Origin of the sequence: Micromonospora sp. NPDC005237 (assembly GCF_040607775.1) — a bacterium.
GTDB lineage: Bacteria > Actinomycetota > Actinomycetes > Mycobacteriales > Micromonosporaceae > Micromonospora.
In genome coordinates this window covers 707807-725171 of sequence record NZ_JBEXHJ010000003.1, presented here as the reverse complement: position 1 = coordinate 725171, position 17365 = coordinate 707807, and the positions used below count along the sequence as shown (strand labels likewise).

16 protein-coding genes are annotated in these 17365 nt (G+C 73.9%); 11 read left to right on the top strand and 5 right to left on the bottom strand.

Annotation, left to right across the window (positions count from 1 at the left end; all coding sequences use genetic code 11):
• Positions 1 to 46 precede the first annotated feature (46 nt).
• On the bottom strand, positions 47 to 1291 hold the full coding sequence (locus ABZT87_RS12230) for a cytochrome P450 (RefSeq protein ID WP_355135348.1): 1245 nt from the start codon (positions 1289 to 1291) through the stop codon (positions 47 to 49).
• Between the two features lie 218 nt (positions 1292 to 1509).
• On the opposite strand from ABZT87_RS12230, the gene ABZT87_RS12225 reads away from it, so the two are divergent.
• Positions 1510 to 1899, top strand: coding sequence for a hypothetical protein (locus tag ABZT87_RS12225; RefSeq protein WP_354857924.1), 390 nt, complete (start codon positions 1510 to 1512; stop codon positions 1897 to 1899).
• 51 nt (positions 1900 to 1950) lie between these two features.
• On the opposite strand, the gene ABZT87_RS12220 is transcribed toward ABZT87_RS12225, so the two are convergent.
• Positions 1951 to 2169, bottom strand: a complete 219-nt coding sequence (locus ABZT87_RS12220) for a DUF397 domain-containing protein (protein WP_007464035.1) — start codon at positions 2167 to 2169, stop codon at positions 1951 to 1953.
• A 68-nt stretch (positions 2170 to 2237) separates the two neighbouring features.
• Between ABZT87_RS12220 and pepN the strand changes: the two genes are divergently transcribed.
• Entirely contained in the window at positions 2238 to 4754 is a 2517-nt protein-coding gene (gene pepN, locus ABZT87_RS12215; protein ID WP_355135346.1) for an aminopeptidase N, read from the top strand.
• A gap of 92 nt (positions 4755 to 4846) precedes the next feature.
• On the opposite strand, the gene ABZT87_RS12210 is transcribed toward pepN, so the two are convergent.
• Both ABZT87_RS12210 and ABZT87_RS12205 read right to left on the bottom strand, forming a co-directional pair.
• Positions 4847 to 6061: an FAD-dependent monooxygenase gene (locus ABZT87_RS12210; RefSeq protein ID WP_355135344.1), complete on the bottom strand. Its 1215-nt coding sequence runs from the start codon at positions 6059 to 6061 to the stop codon at positions 4847 to 4849.
• A 159-nt stretch (positions 6062 to 6220) separates the two neighbouring features.
• Positions 6221 to 6880, bottom strand: coding sequence for a PadR family transcriptional regulator (locus ABZT87_RS12205; protein ID WP_355135342.1), 660 nt, complete (start codon positions 6878 to 6880; stop codon positions 6221 to 6223).
• 129 nt (positions 6881 to 7009) lie between these two features.
• Here ABZT87_RS12205 and nadD point away from each other — a divergent pair, with 129 nt between their 5' ends.
• The 5 genes from nadD to ABZT87_RS12180 all read left to right on the top strand — a co-directional run bounded on the left by nadD (position 7010) and on the right by ABZT87_RS12180 (position 10455).
• The gene (nadD, locus tag ABZT87_RS12200; protein ID WP_203178711.1) at positions 7010 to 7606 is read left to right on the top strand and encodes a nicotinate-nucleotide adenylyltransferase; all 597 of its coding nucleotides are present in this window, start codon (positions 7010 to 7012) and stop codon (positions 7604 to 7606) included.
• 110 nt (positions 7607 to 7716) lie between these two features.
• Positions 7717 to 8124 carry a ribosome silencing factor gene (gene rsfS, locus ABZT87_RS12195; RefSeq protein ID WP_354857937.1) on the top strand — a complete coding sequence of 136 codons (408 nt, stop codon included), beginning with the start codon at positions 7717 to 7719 and terminating at the stop codon, positions 8122 to 8124.
• Entirely contained in the window at positions 8121 to 8750 is a 630-nt protein-coding gene (locus tag ABZT87_RS12190; protein WP_354857940.1) for a histidine phosphatase family protein, read from the top strand. Before rsfS ends, ABZT87_RS12190 begins: the two co-directional genes overlap by 4 nt.
• Before the next feature lie 72 nt (positions 8751 to 8822).
• A complete protein-coding gene (locus ABZT87_RS12185; RefSeq protein WP_354857943.1) occupies positions 8823 to 9677 on the top strand; it encodes a DegV family protein in 855 nt (284 codons plus the stop codon).
• 4 nt (positions 9678 to 9681) lie between these two features.
• A complete protein-coding gene (locus ABZT87_RS12180; RefSeq protein WP_355135340.1) occupies positions 9682 to 10455 on the top strand; it encodes an SDR family oxidoreductase in 774 nt (257 codons plus the stop codon).
• A gap of 66 nt (positions 10456 to 10521) precedes the next feature.
• Here ABZT87_RS12180 and ABZT87_RS12175 read toward each other — a convergent pair whose 3' ends face one another.
• Positions 10522 to 12000: an arabinofuranosidase catalytic domain-containing protein gene (locus ABZT87_RS12175; RefSeq protein WP_354857949.1), complete on the bottom strand. Its 1479-nt coding sequence runs from the start codon at positions 11998 to 12000 to the stop codon at positions 10522 to 10524.
• Between the two features lie 391 nt (positions 12001 to 12391).
• Here ABZT87_RS12175 and ABZT87_RS12170 point away from each other — a divergent pair, with 391 nt between their 5' ends.
• The 4 genes from ABZT87_RS12170 to ABZT87_RS12155 all read left to right on the top strand — a co-directional run bounded on the left by ABZT87_RS12170 (position 12392) and on the right by ABZT87_RS12155 (position 17243).
• Positions 12392 to 13246, top strand: coding sequence for a helix-hairpin-helix domain-containing protein (locus ABZT87_RS12170; protein WP_355135338.1), 855 nt, complete (start codon positions 12392 to 12394; stop codon positions 13244 to 13246).
• Positions 13247 to 13332: 86 nt separating this feature from the next.
• Positions 13333 to 15651 carry a ComEC/Rec2 family competence protein gene (locus ABZT87_RS12165; protein WP_355135412.1) on the top strand — a complete coding sequence of 773 codons (2319 nt, stop codon included), beginning with the start codon at positions 13333 to 13335 and terminating at the stop codon, positions 15649 to 15651.
• Positions 15652 to 15852: 201 nt separating this feature from the next.
• Entirely contained in the window at positions 15853 to 16833 is a 981-nt protein-coding gene (gene holA, locus ABZT87_RS12160; RefSeq protein WP_355135410.1) for a DNA polymerase III subunit delta, read from the top strand.
• A complete protein-coding gene (locus tag ABZT87_RS12155) occupies positions 16830 to 17243 on the top strand; it encodes a hypothetical protein (RefSeq protein WP_355067051.1) in 414 nt (137 codons plus the stop codon). The genes holA and ABZT87_RS12155 overlap by 4 nt, the downstream gene beginning before the upstream one ends.
• Positions 17244 to 17365: the final 122 nt, after the last annotated feature.

Genomic DNA, 17365 nt, shown 5'->3' with positions numbered 1-17365 from the left:
CCCGCTGCACGTGCCCGCCCTGCCTCGATCCAAACCGGCGACGGGGTCAGGCGCGGCGGATGTTGGTGAGGGTCAGGCCGCTGGGCGGCAGCGCGGGCATGCGCCGCAGGTCCAGGGTCAGGTCCTGCGGCGGGACCTCGTAGCGCATGCCGCCGGTCAGGTTCGTGACCGCCCGCTTCATCAGGTCGATGGTGATCCACTCGCCGGCGCAGCGGTGCCCGGTGGTGTGGTCGCCGCCGCCCTGCGGGACCAGCTCGAACGGGTCCACACGGCGGCCGGCGAACCGCTCGGGACGGAACAGCTCCGGTTCGGGCCAGAGCGCCGGGTGGTGGTTGGTGCCGTAGAGGTCGAGCAGCACACGCCGTCCTCGGGGGAAGTGGTGGCCCTCCCAGTCGAACGAGCGCCGGACCCGGGCGGCGGCCATCGGGAAGAACGGGTAGTAGCGACGTACCTCCTGGACGAACTGCTCGGTGGCCTCGTCGTCACCGTGGACCCTCTCCCGCCAGCCGGGATGGTCGCGCAGGGCGAGCGCGGCGAAGACGATGTACCGGTCCACGGCGACCACCGGGCGCAGCAGGTTGAGCAGTTCGACGGCGGCGGCCCGGCGGGGGAGCAGCGCCCCGCGCGCGTCGCGGTGCTCGGCCACGATCTCAAGCGGGCTGCCGGCCGGCGGCTGGTGGATGCCGGTCCGGGCCCGTTCGACGAGGTCGCCGAGCCAGCGTTCGGCGCGACGGCGGGCGAGCAGGCCCCGCCAGTGCCGTGGGCCGACGACCGCCGGGCCCTCGATCATGGCGTGCAGTTCGACGGCGCGGCGGGTGACCTGCGACGTGGCCAGCGGCACCCCGGCCCAGGCGCAGACCGCCCGGGTCAGCAGGCGGCCCAGCTCGTCGTAGAGCGGCACCGGCCCGGCCGCCTCCCAGGCGGGGATCCGCGCCCGCCACTCGTCGTCGAAGAGCTGCCCGAGGCGCTGGATGGCCGTCGGCGTCATGATCGACATGAGCATGGCCTTGCGGTCGGAGTGCTCCGATCCGTCCAGCCCCTGCACGCCACCCCGGCCGGTGAGCGTCCGCTGCACCCGCAGGTGCATCGCGCTTTCGCGCTGGAAACGCTCGTTGTCGTAGAAGAGCATCGCGGCCGGCCGGCCCCGCAGGCAGATGGTCGGTGCGAGCAGGATGCGGGCCTGGAAGACGTCGCTGCCGTACCGCTCGCAGCGCTCACCGATGAACCGGTAGCCGGCGCGGAGCAGCGCGAGGGTGCTGTCCGGCGTGCGGTCGGCCGGCATGGTCGCCATCGGGTCTCCTCGGGTGCGAGCGGTGGCCGGCGTCGCCGTCGCGCTGCGTCTACCCGTGTTGCCGCCGCTGAATCCCCGCGGCGACAGCGCGTCGGCTGGCCCCTCCCACGGGCGGCGGAACCTGGTTTGCTCAGCTGGTGGGGCCACCGTGAGCCGGCAGCACCGGTCGGCCGGTGCGGCCCTCGGTGGGCCGATGGCCACGACCACGGGGAGGGCGAATGCACGACAACAGGTCGCCGCACTGGCGGCAACGGCGGGCGGTCGCGGCGACGGGCGCGGGTCGTGCTCTGCGCCCACTGATCGGCCCGCCCGGTCGGCCGTTGCGGCCGCGCCGGTTCTTCACCGTGCACCTGGGCTTCACCGCGCCGGGCGCGGCCGACGCCCGCGAGCAGGCGGTGGCGTACGCGGAGGCGCTGAGCCTGCTTCGCCCGGAGGTGGCCCTCGGTGCGGCGGCCCTGTCACCGGCCGACGCGTGGCACCGGGCCGAGCGGCTGTTCTGTGGCGCGGTCGGCCCGGACGGGGAGCGTTGCGTCGATGTCGCCGAGCATCCCGGCTTCCACCACGCGCCGGGTCCCGGCGGTCTCGGCTGGGGCGACGGTGATGCCTGACCTGGCGTCGCGGGTGGCGGTCGTTCCTCGCCACCCGCGACCGCCGGGCGATCAGTCCAGGTCGAACTCGCCGTCCTGCGCGCCCGCGACGAACGCGTCCCACTCGGCCTGGGTGAAGACGAGCACGGGGCCCTCCGGCTCGGCGGAGTTGCGCATCCCGATCAGATCGTCGACGAACGCGACCTCGACGGCGCTCTCCGAGGTGTCCCCCTCGGCCCGTTGCCAGACGGCCCGGGAGAGGTCGAAATCGCCCTTGGGGTGCTGCGCCATGGTTCTTTCCTCCAGTGCGGGGGCCGTCTGGGGACCGCGTGCCGATCCCCATCGGGCAGGATAAGCGGATGCCGAGCCTGACCCGTGTAGAGGCGACCGCGCGTGGCGCGGCGATTACTGTCGAGTCCTATCAGGTGGACCTCGACCTGACCGGCGACGGAGACCTGTTCCGTTCCCGCGTCGAGATCCGGTTCCGGGCGACCCCCGGCACCGCGACCTTCGCCGAGGTCAAGCCCGCCAACCTCCTCGCGGTACGCCTCAACGACCGCGACGTCAACCCCGGCACGTTGATCGACAACCGGCTGCCGCTGGCCGACCTCGACACGACGAACACCCTGTTCGTCGAGGCGGAGATGGCGTACTCCAACGCCGGGGAGGGGCTGCACCGCTTCGTCGATCCGGCCGACGGCGAGACCTATCTCTACGCGATGTCGTTCCTCGACAACGCCCAGCGCATCTTCGCCGCGTTCGACCAGCCCGACCTCAAGGCCCCGTTCACCCTCACGGTCACCGCGCCGCCGCAGTGGACCGTCTCCGGCAACGCCGAGGTGGTCGCCACCCCGGCCCCGGGGCGCTGGGAGTTCGCCCCGACCGCGCCGCTGGCGACGTACTTCTTCTCGCTGATCGCCGGGCCGTACCACGTCCGGCGGGCCGAGCACGACGGTGTGCCGCTGGGCCTCTACTGTCGACGGTCGCTCGCCGAGCACCTCGACGCCGACGCCGAGGAGATCTTCACCGTCACCGGGCAGTGCCTGGACCGGTTCCACCAGCTCTTCACCGAGCGCTACCCGTTCGGCAAGTACGACCAGGCGTTCGTCCCCGAGTTCAACGCCGGGGCGATGGAAAATCCGGGCATCGTCACCTTCCGCGACGACTACGTGTTCCGCTCGGCGGTCACCGACACCCAGCGCGAGCTGCGGGCCACCACCATCGCCCACGAGATGGCGCACATGTGGTTCGGTGACCTGGTCACCATGCGCTGGTGGGACGACCTGTGGCTCAACGAGTCGTTCGCCGAGTACCTGGGCACCCGGGTCACCGCCGAGGCGACCCGCTTCGACCAGTCGTGGACCACGTTCGCCATGCGCCGCAAGGCCTGGGGGTACGCGGCGGACCAGCGCCCCTCCACCCACCCGGTCGCCCCGCCGGAGGTGGCCGACGCCGACGAGGCCCTGCTCAACTTCGACGGCATCTCGTACGCCAAGGGCGCCTCCGTGCTGCGGCAGCTCGTGGCGTGGCTCGGCGACGAGGCGTTCCTCGCCGGCCTGAACGCGCACTTCGCCGCGCACCGCTTCGGCAACGCCACCCTCGCCGACCTGCTGGCCAGCCTGGGCACGGCCAGCGGCCGGGACCTGTCCGGATGGGCCGAGCTGTGGCTGCGCCAGCCGCAGGTCAACACGCTGCGCGCCGAGGTCGCCGTCGACGCCGACGGCCGCTACACCGAGGTCGCCGTGGTGCAGACCGCGCCCGAGTCGCATCCGGTGCTGCGTCCGCACCGCATCGGCGTGGGCCGGTACGCGGCGGACGGCACGGTGCGGCGCGACGAGGTGGATCTCGACCCGGCCGTCGACGGTGGTCGGACCGTGCTCGGCGCGTTGACCGGCGAGCCGGCGGCCCGGGTGCTGCTGCTCAACGACGGTGACCTCACCTTCGCCAAGGTGCGCCTCGACCCGGCGTCGGCGGACGCCGTCGCGCTGGTCCTGCCGGGCCTGGCCGACCCGCTCACCCGGGCGGTGCTCTGGAGCGAGGCACTGGACGCGGTGACCGACGGTGAACGGCCGGTCAGCGGCCTCGTCGACCTGATGGTCGCGGCGCTGCCGGCCGAGACCGAGGTGATCATCGCGGAGGACGTGCTGACCCTCAGCCGGTCCCTGGTGGACCGCTACCTCGACCCGCTGGCCCGTTCGGCGGCGCTGGCCCGGGTCGCCCTGGCCTGCCAACAGCTGCTGGACGGCGCCACGGCGGGGGAGTCGTTGCAGCTCGCCGCCGCGCGCGGCTGGATCGCCGCGACCACCGACACGGACCTGCTCGTCGGTTGGCTCGCCGGCCGGGACGTACCGCCGGGGCTGAAGGTCGACGCCGAGCTGCGGTGGGCGGTGCTGCGCCGGCTCGTGGTGCTGGGCGCGGCCGGGGAGGCGGAGATCGCCGCCGAGGCGGCCGCCGACGTCAGCTCCACCGGCGCGGAACGGGCCGCCCGCTGCCGGGCCGCTCTGCCCGACCCGGCCGCCAAGCAGGCGGCATGGGAGATCATCGTGCGCGACACCGAGCTGTCCAACCGGCTGCTGGAGGCGACGGCCGAGGGGTTCTGGCAGCCCGAGCAGGCCGACCTGACCGCCGCGTACGTCGAGCGGTACTTCACGGAGATGCCGGCCGCCGCGCGTCGGCGTACCGCGTGGACGGCCGACCGGGTGGCGAAGCTGGCGTTTCCCCACTACGCCGTGGCGCAGCCGACCCGGGAGGCGGCCGCGGCGCTGCTGGCCCGCGACGACCTGACCCCGGGCCTGCGCCGGGTGGTCACCGACACGGACGACGACCTGCGGCGCGCGCTCGTCGCCCGGACGGCGGTGGCCGCCGCCGCAGCCTAAGGCGGGGTCACGGCGGCAGCCTGAGGCCGGGCCGCCGAGACGATTCGGTGCCGGCAGGGCGCGGGGCGGCCCGGCCACCCCGCGCCCTGCGGTCAGCGCAGCGCGGGCTCCGCCGTCACCGGGGCGTCGAAGTCGATGACGTGGCGCTGCTCGTGGGCGATGGTCCGTTCCGGGTCCATCGCCGTGCGCACGAGCAGCGGCATCAGCAGCGGCATCAGCGTCCGCGCGACCGGCCCCGGGGCCTTGGTGTGGTTGATCCGCGCCGCGCGGGCGGCGACCTTCTCGACCCGGGTACGGCGCAGCCGCACGTACGCGTCGAACGCCGACGCCACGTCGGGCAGGTCCCGCAGGCAGCGGGCGAGCTGCACCCCGCTCTCGATGGCGAGCGAGGCGCCCTGCCCGGAGCTGTTCGACGGCGCGTGCGCCGCGTCGCCGACCAGCACCATCCGGCCCCGGTGCCAGTGCGGCACGGGCGGCATGATCTGCAACGACCCGACGACCTGGAGTTCGTCGGCGTTGCTGGTGGCCATCAGCTCCCCGCCCGGGTCGTCGTCGCCGTAGGTGGTGCGCAGCGTGTCCAGCCACTGCTCCGCCGGCACCGTGCGGGCCTCGACGAGGCTCATCGGCCGCTGCTGCGGCAGGTTGGCCCCCCAGCGGGTGCCGCCGCCGGGCTCCGGCCAGTACAGGTAGTAGCCGCGTCGCCCGAACGCGAACGTCATCGTGCCCGCCTCGGCGCTCACCTCGTGCCGGGCGACCGCCTCGAAGCCGAGCAGCCCGGTGAACCGGGGGCCGGGCGCGGCCGGGTCGATGAGGCCACGGACCGTGGACCGGATGCCGTCCGCGCCGACCAGGACGTCGGCGGTGGCCGTGCTGCCGTCCTCGAAGCGCGCGGTCACGCCGCTGTCGGTCTGCTCGACGGCGACCAGCCGCCGGCCGTACGCGAAGGCGACGCCCTCGGCGACCGCCCGGTCGTGCAGAACCCGGTGCAGCTCGGCCCGGTGCACCACGCGCAGCGGCGGCACTCCGGCCAAGGTGGGCAGGTCGATGCGCCGACGGCCGACGGCCATGACGGTGCGGTCGATCGGGGTGGCGATCGCCGTCACCGCCTCGTCCGCGCCGACCGCCCGCAGGGCGGCCACGCCGTTGGGCGCGAGCGCGAGGGTGCCGCCGATGCCGCCCACCCCGGCGGCGGTCGCCGGGTACGCCTCGTGAACGGTGGCGGTGATGCCGGCGCGGTGTAGCGCGAGCGCCGTCACCGGGCCGGCGATGCCGCCGCCGATGACGATCGCGGTTCGTGCCGTGGTCATGCTCTCTCCCTGGGTGTCGTCGGGTGCGTGCGTGCGAACCGACCTGGGAGGGAACCCGGTTATCCTCATGGTTGCCGCTTCGGGCCGGGTGCCTGCTCAGGTGTCGGTTCGAGGTAGGGCTCCGGCGGGGTGTTGGCGCACCCCGCCGGAGCTGTCTTCTCAGTCGGCGTTGTCGGGGTCGCTGCTGGTCCTCTCGGCCAGCTCGATCAGCTCGGCCGGCATCTCGCCGGTCTCGTGGAAGGCCCGCCACGTGTCCAGCCCCGGGTAACTGCCCGAGGTCAGCTCGGCGAGCAGGGCCCGCAGCCAGGTCGCCTCCGCGGCTCGTATGGCCAGGTCGTACTCCGACTCCACCAGGAACAGCCGGGGGATCTCCCGCAGGTGGGCGTCGAGCGTCTCGCGGTCCCGGCGGAGCGCGTCGTCCAGCCGGTCGAGTCGCTGCCGGAGCAGGTCGGTGGCCTCGTCGGGATGCAGGGCGGCGAGGACGGACAGGCCGGCCCGGAAGCGGGGATGCTCCGGCATCGGCGTGGCGACCAGCTCGCGCGCCCAGTCGACCAGCTCGGCCCGCCCCGCGTCGGTGATCCGGTAGACGGTGCGTTCCGGGCGTCGGCCCTCGCGGACGCTCTCCACCGCGGCGATCAACTGGTGTTTGTCCAGGTTGCGGATGACCGTGTAGAAGGAGCCCCACTTGATCTCCATGTCCTGGTCCTTGCCCCAGGCGCGCAGGGTGCTTGCCATCTCGTAGGGGTGCATGGGCCGCTGGACGAGGGCGGAGAGCACGGCCAGTGCCAGCAGGTTGCCGACCTTGCGCCGCTTCGGCATGACGTCCCCTTACTCGCCGACAATTACTCGTAGGCGAGTATATGCGCGGGATCGGTCGCCTGGCGACCCCCTCGCGCGCCGGCACCGGGCCGGAGCGGCCGGCCACGATGCCCGGCCTACGATCACGGGGTGGAGGAAGATATCCGGCGGATCGGGATCATGGGCGGCACCTTCGACCCGATCCACCACGGGCACCTCGTCGCGGCCAGTGAGGTGGCGGACCGGTTCGGCCTGGACGAGGTGGTGTTCGTCCCGACCGGGCAGCCATGGCAGAAGGCTGACGAACCGGTCAGCCCCGCCGAGGACCGGTACCTCATGACGGTCATCGCCACCGCCTCCAACCCCCGGTTCCAGGTCAGTCGGGTCGACATCGACCGCAGCGGGCCGACCTACACCGTCGACACCCTGCGCGACCTTCAGGCCGAGTACGGTCCCAAGGTGCAGCTGTTCTTCATCACCGGCGCGGACGCGCTGCAACGCATCCTGTCCTGGAAGGACCTGGACGAGATCTTCGAGCTGGCCCACTTCATCGGGGTGACCCGCCCCGGCTTCCCGCTTACCGACGAGCACCTTCCGGCGGACACGGTCAGCCTGATCCAGGTGCCCGCGATGTCCATCTCGTCGACCGACTGCCGCGCCCGGGTCGCCCGGGGCGAACCGGTCTGGTATCTGGTGCCCGACGGTGTGGTGCAGTACATCGCCAAGCGACGCCTCTATCAGCCCTGATCACGTCCGGTATGCACCGTTCCGTACGTCTAATCGACCAGAACTGACGGGTCGTGACCTCGCCGGGTGTGAGACGCTTGGTGGATCGCACGCCTGATCGAAGGAGAACGGTGACAGTTTCCGAACGCGCGCACGAGCTGGCAATGGCAGCCGCCCAGGCCGCCGCCGACAAGAAGGCGCAGGACATCGCGATCATCGACGTCGGCGACCAGCTCGCCATCACCGACGCGTTCCTGCTCGCCGCCGCCCCCAACGAGCGTCAGGTGCTCGCCATCGTCGACGCCATCGAGGAGCGCCTGCTGGAGCTTCCGGAGAAGGCCAAGCCGATCCGGCGCGAGGGTGAGCGGGGCGGCCGCTGGGTGCTGCTCGACTACGTCGACATCGTGGTGCACGTCCAGCACACCGAGGAGCGCGAGTTCTACGGGCTCGACCGCCTCTGGAAGGACTGCCCCACCATCCCGTTCGTCGACCGCGACCTGGTCGAGGCCGACGCCGGCGGGACCGCCGCAGCCGAATGACCCGGCTGATCGTCTGGCGGCACGGCAACACCGACTGGAACGCCGCCAACCGCGTCCAGGGGCAGACCGACGTACCCCTCAACGAGCTGGGCCGCGACCAGGCCCGCGTCGCCGCCCCGCTGCTCGCGTCGCTGCGTCCCGACGCCATCGTGTCCAGCGACCTGAGCCGCGCCGCGGAGACCGCGGCGGCCTTGGCCGCGCTGACCGGGCTGCCGGTCCGCACCGACGCCCGGTTGCGCGAGCGGCACTTCGGCCAGTGGCAGGGCCTGCACCTCACCGAGGTCGCCGAGCGTTTCCCCGCCGAGTACGCCCGCTGGCGGGCTGGCGACCCCGCCCCGGGGGCGGACCTGGAGCCGCTGGACGCCCTCGGCGAGCGGGTCGCCGCGGCGTTCCTGGCGGCGGCCGACGTGGCCCCCGGCGGGACCGTGGTCATCGCGACCCACGGCGGTGGCTCCCGCCAGGGCGTCGGCCACCTGCTCGGCTGGCCCTCCGGCGTGCTGCGCACCATCGGCTCGCTGGCCAACTGCCACTGGTCCGAGCTGCGGCACGACGACGTTCGAGGCTGGCAGCTACGGGGGCACAACGTCGGCCTGGTCACCGCCCCGGCCGTCGTCGACGCGGTCTGAGCGCCGTTCCCGCCCGCGGCCGGCGCGCTCGCGCCTCGGCGTATCCCGTCGTGATCGGCTAGCGTGCCGGGCATGCCCGTCGCGGTCGTCACCGACTCCACCGCCTACCTTCCGCCCGAGCTGGTGCGGCGGCACCGGCTGACCGTCGTTCCGCTGACCGTCGTGCTCAACGGCGCGGAGGGTCTGGAGGGGGTGGAGACCCAGCCCGCCGACGCCACCAGGGCGCTGCGCGAGCGACGGGTCTCGGCCAGCACCTCCCGCCCGGCCCCCGAGCAGTTCGCACGGACGTACCGCCGCCTCTTGGACGACGGCGCCGACGGCGTCGTCTCGGTACACCTGTCCGCCGGCCTGTCCGGCACCGTCGAGGCGGCCCGGCTGGCCGCCGCCGACTTCGACGGTCGGGTCGAGGTCGTCGACAGCCGATCCGCCGGCATGGGGCTCGGCTTCCCGGCCATCGCGGCCGCCGCGGCCGCCGAGGCCGGGGCAGACCTCGCCGGTGTACGCGACGCGGCGCTCGCCTCCGTCGCCCGGACCACCGTCTGGTTCTACGTCGACACGTTGGAGTTCCTCCGCCGGGGTGGCCGGATCAACGCGGCCGAAGCGCTGTTCGGCACCGCCCTGTCGGTCAAGCCGATCATGCACATGCCGGACGGGGCGATCGTGCTGCGCGAGAAGGTGCGTACCGCCAGCCGGGGAGTGGCCCGTCTCGTCGACCTGGCCGTCGAGGCGGCCGGCGACGACGACGTGGACCTCGGCGTACACCACCTGGCCGCGCCGGAACGTGCCGAGGCGCTGCTCGCAGCGCTCACCGAGCGACTCGGTGCACGGCTGCACGACACGTACGTCTCCGAGGCGGGCGCGGTGGTCGCCGCGCACGCCGGGCCGGGGCTGGCGTGCGTGGTCGTGCACCGCCGATCGGACGGCTGAGCCGGTGGCCACCACGTGCGTGGTGACCGGTGGCGGCCGTGGCGTCGGCCGGGCCGTGGTGCAACGGCTGGTGACGACCGGCGTCACCGTCGTCGTCGTGGAGCGCGACGCCGAGGCGGTGGACTGGCTGGCCGGGCACCCGGCCGCCGACCACCTGCTGCCGGTGGTCGGCGACGCCGGCGACGAGCGGGTGGCCGAGCACGCCGCCGAGGTGGCGGAGCGCGCCGGCCGTCTCACCGGCTGGGTGAACAACGCGGCGGTGTTCCGGGACGCGGCGCTGCACTCGGCGTCGGCCGACACCGTCCTGGACCTGATCGGGCTGAACCTGCGCCCGGCCGTGGTGGGCGCGGCGGTGGCGGTCCGCCGGTTCCTGGCCGCCGGCACGGGCGGGGCCATCGTGAACGTCTCGTCGCACCAGGCCCGCCGGCCGGTGTCGGGCGCCCTGCCGTACGCCACGGCGAAGGCCGCCGTGGAGGGGCTGACCCGGGCGCTGGCCGTCGAGTACGGGCGGCACGGTATCCGCGCCAACGCCGTCGCGCTCGGCTCGATCGCCACCGAGCGGCACGCCGAGTTCCTCGCCGCGCAGGAGCCGTCCCAGGCCGAGTGGATCGACGCCGAGCTGACCCGGCTGCATCCGGTGGGCCGGATCGGGCGCGCGGACGAGGTGGCGGAGGCGGTCGCGTACCTGCTGTCGCCGGCGGCGAGCTTCGTCAACGGGGTGACGCTGCCGGTCGACGGCGGACGAGCCGTACTCGGCCTCGACCCGGAGGCCCGCTGACCCGGCGCGAGCGTGCCGCCTCCGGGTCGTGGTGACGACCCGGAGACGGCCCGACAGGCGGCCTGATCAGCTACGCAGGGCCCACTGCTGGTTCTGCTGCCCGTTGCAGGCCCAGAGGATGACCTTCGTGCCGTTGGCGGTGGCGGCGCCGTTGGCGTCGAGGCAGAGCCCGGACTGGACGCCGGTGATGGAACCGTTCGCGTTGACGTTCCACTGCTGGTTGGCGCCGCCGTGGCAGTCCCAGATGATGACCTGGGTGCCGTTGGTGGTGCCCTGGCCGTTGGCGTCGAGGCACTTGTTGCCGTACACCTGGATCTGCTTTGCGGCGGTGTAGGTCCAGCGTTGGGCGGTGCTGTTGCTGATGCAGTCCCACAGTTGCACCTGGGTGCCGTTGGTGGTCGTGCCGTTCGGTACGTCGACGCAGCGGCCGGACTGCGCGCCCACGACCTGGACGTTCTGCTGCGGGTTGCCGCCGGTGGCGGGGGTGTAGGCGGCAGCGGCGATGTTGGCCTGCACGGCGTCCTCGGTGGCGGCCGACGGGTAGCCGGACGTCAACACACCCTCGAAGAAGGTGCCCCGGCCGGTGATGCTGTTGTCGCCGCCGATACCGAGCAGGATGGCCCCCTCCTTCTTCATGGGGTTGTAGCCGTTGGGGCGTCGACCGTCGAAGTAGGTGGTCAGGCCGCCCGACTGCGCGTTCCCACCCCGGATCGCCCAGTGGTTCGGCTCGCCCTTGACCATGGCGGTGACGAAGCGGTGGTTGATGGACGCGATGTTGTTGTAGCCCGCGTTCACCCCGGAGAAGAGCCCCCACTCCAGGTCGGCCATGATCCAGGGGCCCGCCCCTGCTCCGTAGCCCCACTGCTTGTTGGCGCCGAAGTAGACGGTCTCCATGATGGCGCGTTCGTCGGCCTGGACGTTGGTCTGCGCGTTGCCGTAGTCGAAACAGCACCACTGGTTGTAGTGCGTGCCGTCGACGACCGCGTAGATGCCCTCGGGCTGGTCGCCGGTCGCGACGCCGTTGGTGTTGTTGTTGCGGTAGCCGGTGCCGGGGGCGATGTAGACGCCGTACGCCTTCTGACCGCCGATGGTGACCGGTGCCGCCTTCGCGTCGGCGAGGTTGTCGTACCCGCCGGCGGCGGGGCCGGTGAAGCCGCCCGGAGGCGCCTGGGTGAGGCGGTTGTTGCGGCCGGACTGGTCGTAGATGACCGTGATGACGCAGTTCGTGTTGGCGCAGAACGTGTCCTGCGTGGCGGCGTTGGCGACGCCGCCGGCAGTGAGCACGCCGACGTCGCGGGTGGTGTTGTCCGACGAGCGGCGGACCTGGTAGAGCGGGCCGTTGTACGCCCCGTACAGGGCTCGGGTGGTGCTGTGCGCGGCCACGCACGGCGTGCCGCCGGAGGCGTAGATGTCGCACGGGCCGGTCCCGGCGGCCCGGGCGACGCCGGGCGTCTCGGAGACCACGTAGACGCCGGCCCCAGCGACGAGGACCAGCAGGGTCCCCGCGGCGGCCAGCGAACGGCTCAGCCTTCTCTTCACGTCCATGGATTCCTCTTCGGTGGTGGGTGATGGGGATGGGTGGCGGTCAGGGATCCCACGGACGTCGACGGAGGGCGGGTGTCCGTCGTGTGGGCGCACTTCAGCGGGACGGGACGTGCCGCGTGGCCCGTCCTCGGTGGACCGACGCGGTGCGGGATCGGTCCGCCGGGCGCTGGCCCATCGTGACGTCACACGTCATACCTGTAACATTAATGGTCGTCCATGCGTGCGCGCTACCTCCCGTGCCCGGCCGCCGGTGCGCCGCGACGGCTCGTCGCCCTGAGCGGCCAGTAGCAGATCGGGACATGATCAGGGCGTTGTCCACAGTGGCGCCGGTTGTCCACAGGTCGACGCCGGAGCGCCCCGGCCTGCCGCCCGTCGGCCCTAGCGTCGCGGTGTGTCGCAGGACGAGGAGACAGAGGTACGCCAGCGTCTGCGCCGGTTGACGGCCCCGACGGGTGGCGGCGTGCCGCCCGCGGAGGCGCTCCCGTTCGGCGTGCCGCCACCCCGAGCTGGCGTGCCGCTCGCGGGGGCGCTTCCGTTCGGCGTGCCGCTGCCCCGGGTCGGTGCGCCGTCGACCGACCCGGCGGCGCACGTGTCCCCCGATTCCGACGGCGGCGCCGCACGGCTGCCCGGCCCGGGGGCGTTCGATCCGGGGCGGCGCGGCGTGCGGGCGTTGGCGGTGGTCGCCCTCGTGGTGGTGCTGGCCGCCGCTGGTTGGGCCTGGCGGTCCCGGCCGCACGCGGAACCGGTCGACCCGTCGACCGGCGCGGCGGCCCCGGCCGTCTCGGCCGAGCAGGGGAGCGCGTCGCCGGCCGGCGAGCTGGTGGTGGCGGTCGCGGGCAAGGTGCGCCGGCCCGGGTTGGTGCGCCTGCCGGCCGGGGCTCGGCTCGCCGACGCCGTGCAGGCGGCCGGCGGTCCGCTGCCCGGGGTCGACGTGGCGCTGCTCAACCCCGCTCGCAAGGTCACCGACGGCGAGTTGATCGTGGTCGGGGTGACGCCACCACCGGTGCCGGGGGGTGGGGCCGACCCGGCGGCCGGCGGGGCACCGGCCGCCGGCGGGCCGCTGAACCTCAACACCGCGACGCTGGCCCAGCTCGACGCGCTGCCCGGGGTGGGGCCGGTGCTCGCCCAGCGGATCCTCGCCTACCGGGATCAGCACGGCGGGTTCAAGGGCGTCGGTGACCTGCGCCAGGTCGACGGGATCGGTGACGCGCGCTACGAACAGCTCAAGGATCTGGTGACGGTGTGAGGGGCGCTCATCCCGCGTCGTCGAGCCACCCGGACCTCGCCCAACCCCGGACCCCGCCGCCGGATCTCCGGCTCGCCGGGCTGGCCATGGCCGCGTGGCTCACCGCGCTCACCGGCCTGCACGTCGGCGTCCGCCCGCTCCTGCTGGTGGGCGGGACAGCGGCCGTGCTGTCGGCGTTCAGCGCCCTGCACCTGCTCGGCCGACTCGGCCACCCCCGGGCTCCCGCCCGTCGGCACGGCTGGATCGCCGTCGCGGTCGGCCTCGGCGTGCTCTGTGGCGCGGCGGCAACCGCCGGCCGCCTGGCTGTCCGGGACGCGCCGCCGATCCACGTCCTGGCCGAGCAACGCGCTCCGGTCACCGCCGAGCTTGTCGTCCGGGACGATCCGCGCCCGATCCGATCCGCCGGCCGTCCCGGCATGCTGCTGGTGTCGAGCGAGCTGATCCGGCTGACCGGTCCGAACGGCCAGCGGGTTCGGGCGTCGGCGCGGCTGCTGGTCCTGGCCACCGACCCGGGCTGGCGAGGTCTGCTGCCCGGTCAGCGCGTGACCGCCGAGGGTCGCCTCGGCCTTCCGCGCGGCGGCGACCTCACCGCGGCGGTGCTCGGCGCCACCGGGCCCCCCGAGCGTCATGGTGCGCCGTCCTGGGCGCAGCGCGCCGCCGGCACGCTGCGTGCCGGCCTGCAACGGGCCTGTGTGCCCCTCCCCGACGATCCGGGTGGCCTGCTGCCGGGGCTGGTGGTGGGGGACACGAGCCGCCTGCCGCCCGCCGTGGAGGAAGACTTCCGGGCGACCGGAATGACACACCTCAATGCTGTCTCGGGCAGCAACGTCGCGATCGTGTTGGGCGCGGTGCTGCTGTTGGCCCGCTGGGCGCGCGCCGGCCCGTGGCTCGCCGGCCTGCTCTGCGGGGTGGCGCTGGTGGGGTTCGTCATCCTGGTCCGCCCGTCGCCGAGCGTCGTCCGGGCCGCCACGATGGGGGCGATCGGGCTCGTCGCGCTGGCCGCCGGTCGACCGCGGGCCGCGCTGCCCGCACTGGCCGCCGCCGTCACGGTGCTGGTGCTGGTCGACCCCGAGCTGGCCGGTGACGCCGGGTTCGCGCTGTCCGTGCTGGCCACCGGGGGTCTGCTGCTGCTCGCGCCGCGCTGGCGGGACGGGCTGCGCCGCAGGGGTGTCCCGGCCGGACTGGCCGAGGCGTTGGCGGTGCCGGCGGCCGCCCAGGTGGCCTGCGGGCCGGTCGTCGCCGGCATCTCCGGCACGGTCAGCCTGGTGGCCGTGCCGGCCAACCTGCTGGCGGTGCCGGCCATCGCCCCCGCGACGGTGCTGGGCGTGACGGCCGCCGTGCTGTCGCCGGTCTGGCCCGCCGGGGCCGGGTTCGTCGCGTGGCTGGCGAGCTGGCCGGCCTGGTGGCTGGTCGTCATCGCCCGCCAGGGCGCCCGCCTCCCGGCCGGCACCCTGCCCTGGCCCGGCGGCGCGTGGGGCGCCCTGCTGCTGGCCGGGCTGACCGTCGCGCTGCTGGTCGCCGCGCGTCGACCGCTGGTGCGTCGAGTGGTGGCGGTCGTCGCCGTCGCCGCGCTGCTCGGCGCCCTCGGAGTCCGGCTGATCGCCACCGGCTGGCCGCCGCCCGGTTGGGTGGTGGTGGCCTGTGCGGTGGGGCAGGGTGACGCCCTGGTGCTGCCCGTCGCCCCCGGCCGGGCGGTGGTGGTCGACGCCGGCCCGGACCCGGGCGCGGTGGACGCCTGCCTGCGACGGCTCGGCATCCGGGAGGTGCCGCTGTTCGTGGTCAGCCACTTCCACGCCGACCACGTGGGCGGGGTGGCCGGCGTGTTCCGGGGCCGGCGGGTGAGCGCCGTGCTGACCCCGCCATCGACGGATCCGGCGAGCGGCCGGGACGCGGTCCGCGCGGCGGCGACGAGCGGACGGGCCACGCTGCTCGGCACCACCGCCGGGGCGCTGCATCGGGTCGGCGGTGTCGACCTGCTCGTGCTCGGTCCGCCGTACCCGCTGGCCGGCACCAGATCCGACCCGAACAACAATTCGTTGATGCTGCGCGCCACGGTCGCCGGCATGCAGATCCTGCTGCCCGGCGACGCCGAGACCGAGGAGCAGCACGCCGTGCTGACCCGGACGGCGTCGGGACAGCTGAGGGCGGACGTGCTGAAGGTCGCCCACCACGGCTCGGCGTATCAGGACGACGGCTTCCTGGCCGCCGTACGGCCGGCCATCGCGTTGGTGCCGGTCGGCGCGGGCAACACCTACGGGCACCCGAGCCCGGCGCTTCTGGCCCGGCTCAGCAGGGGCGGCGCCCGGGTCCTGCGGACCGACACCGATGGTGACCTGGCAGCGATCCGGACCGGCCACGGACTGGCGGTGGCCCGCCGAGGGGTGCAACCCGGACGGCCACCGTGAGAGTCGACCGCGGGGCGGCCCGGCTCTGCCGTCGCGGGAAAGGCGGCTCTGCCGTGGAAATTGCAGCGTTATGGAGGAAATGGTGACCGTCTTGCGGATTAGATGACGAACCGAGATAAATGTCTGGATTTGCGCTTAGTGCGGGCTGCACCGACCGGGCGGCGAATGAGCAGGCCCGTACCCGCCATGGGCCGTGCGAATATGGGCGACGTGACCCCCGCCAGCCTCGCCCCCATTCTGCTCGTCCTCGGCGACGAGGAGCTGCTCGCCACGCGCGCCGTGACCGAAGCTGTCGAGCGGGTCCGCAGCGTCGAGACCGAGGTGGACGTTCGCGAGTACCAGGCAGGTGCGCTCACCGTCGGTGAGATCGCCGAGATGCTCAGCCCATCGCTGTTCGGTGGGCGGCGGCTGCTCATCCTGCGCTCCGGTCAGGACGCCCGCAAGGACCTGGTCGCCGCGCTGCTGGCGTACGCGAAGAATCCCGACCCGGACGTCCAGTTGCTGGTGCTGCACCTGGGCGGGGCCAAGGGCAAGGCGTTCGCCGACGGGCTGCGGTCGGCAGGCGCGACGGTGATCTCGGCGGCCAAGCTCAAGGGGCACCGCGAGCGGGTCGCCTTCGTCCGCGACGAGATCCGCCGGGCCGGCGGCAGGTGCACCGACGACGCCGCCGAGGCGCTGATCGCGGCGGTCGGCAACGACCTGCGCGAGCTGGCGGCCGCCTGCTCCCAGCTCATCGCCGACACCGACGGGCGGATCAGCGCCGAGACGGTGGCCCGCTACTACCGGGGCCGGGTCGAGGTGACCGGCTTCACGGTGGCGGATGCCACAATGGTCGGCGACGTGCCGGCCGCCCTGGAGGCGCTGCGCTGGGCCCTGCACGTCGGTGTCGACCCGGTGCCCATCGCCGACGCCCTGGCCGACGGGGTGCGTACGGTGGCCCGGGTGGCGTCGGCCGGGCGGGGCAACCCGTACCAGCTCGCCAGCAGCCTCGGAATGCCGGCCTGGAAGATCGAGCGGGCGCAGCGGCAGGGGCGCGGCTGGACGCCGGAGGGGCTGGTCCGGGCCATGCAGGTCGCCGCCGAGTGCAACGCGGCCGTCAAGGGCGGCTCGGACGACCGGGCGTACGCCCTGGAGCGCGCGGTCTTCTCGGTGGCGGCCGCCCGGCAGGGCAGCGGCCGGTGACGGGGCCGAACCGTACGGCGTGGGCCACCATGCCCGCCGACGAGGAGCGGTACCGGCCGCTCTACGCCCGGCTCCTCGGCCTGCGGTTCGTCAACCCCGGCGGGGTGCTCTGCTTCCTCTTCTTCGAAGGCGCCATCGCCCTGGCGGTGCTGCTCGCCCTCGCGGAGCTGGTGACCTGGTGGGCGGTGCTGGTGCTGCCCGTGGTGGTGGCGGCGATGGTCAAGCTCAACGACATGGTGGCCGCCGTGGTGGTCCGTTCCGCCGCGCTCGTGCCGGAGCAGGAGCGGGACCGTTTCCGTCGGCAGATGGAGCCGGTCGTCGGCCGGGCCCGGGTCTCGAACGTCGTGACCGCGGTGGTGGTCACGACCGACCCGGTGCGGCCGACCCGCCGCACCGACCCGTCGGACTGACCGCCGCCGAGGCCACGACACGGGCACGCCGATCGGCCTGCCCGACGCCATGCCAGCACGTCGACCCGTCCGTGGACACACGGAAGCCCCGGACCGGGGGTCCGGGGCTTTCCGAATCAGTC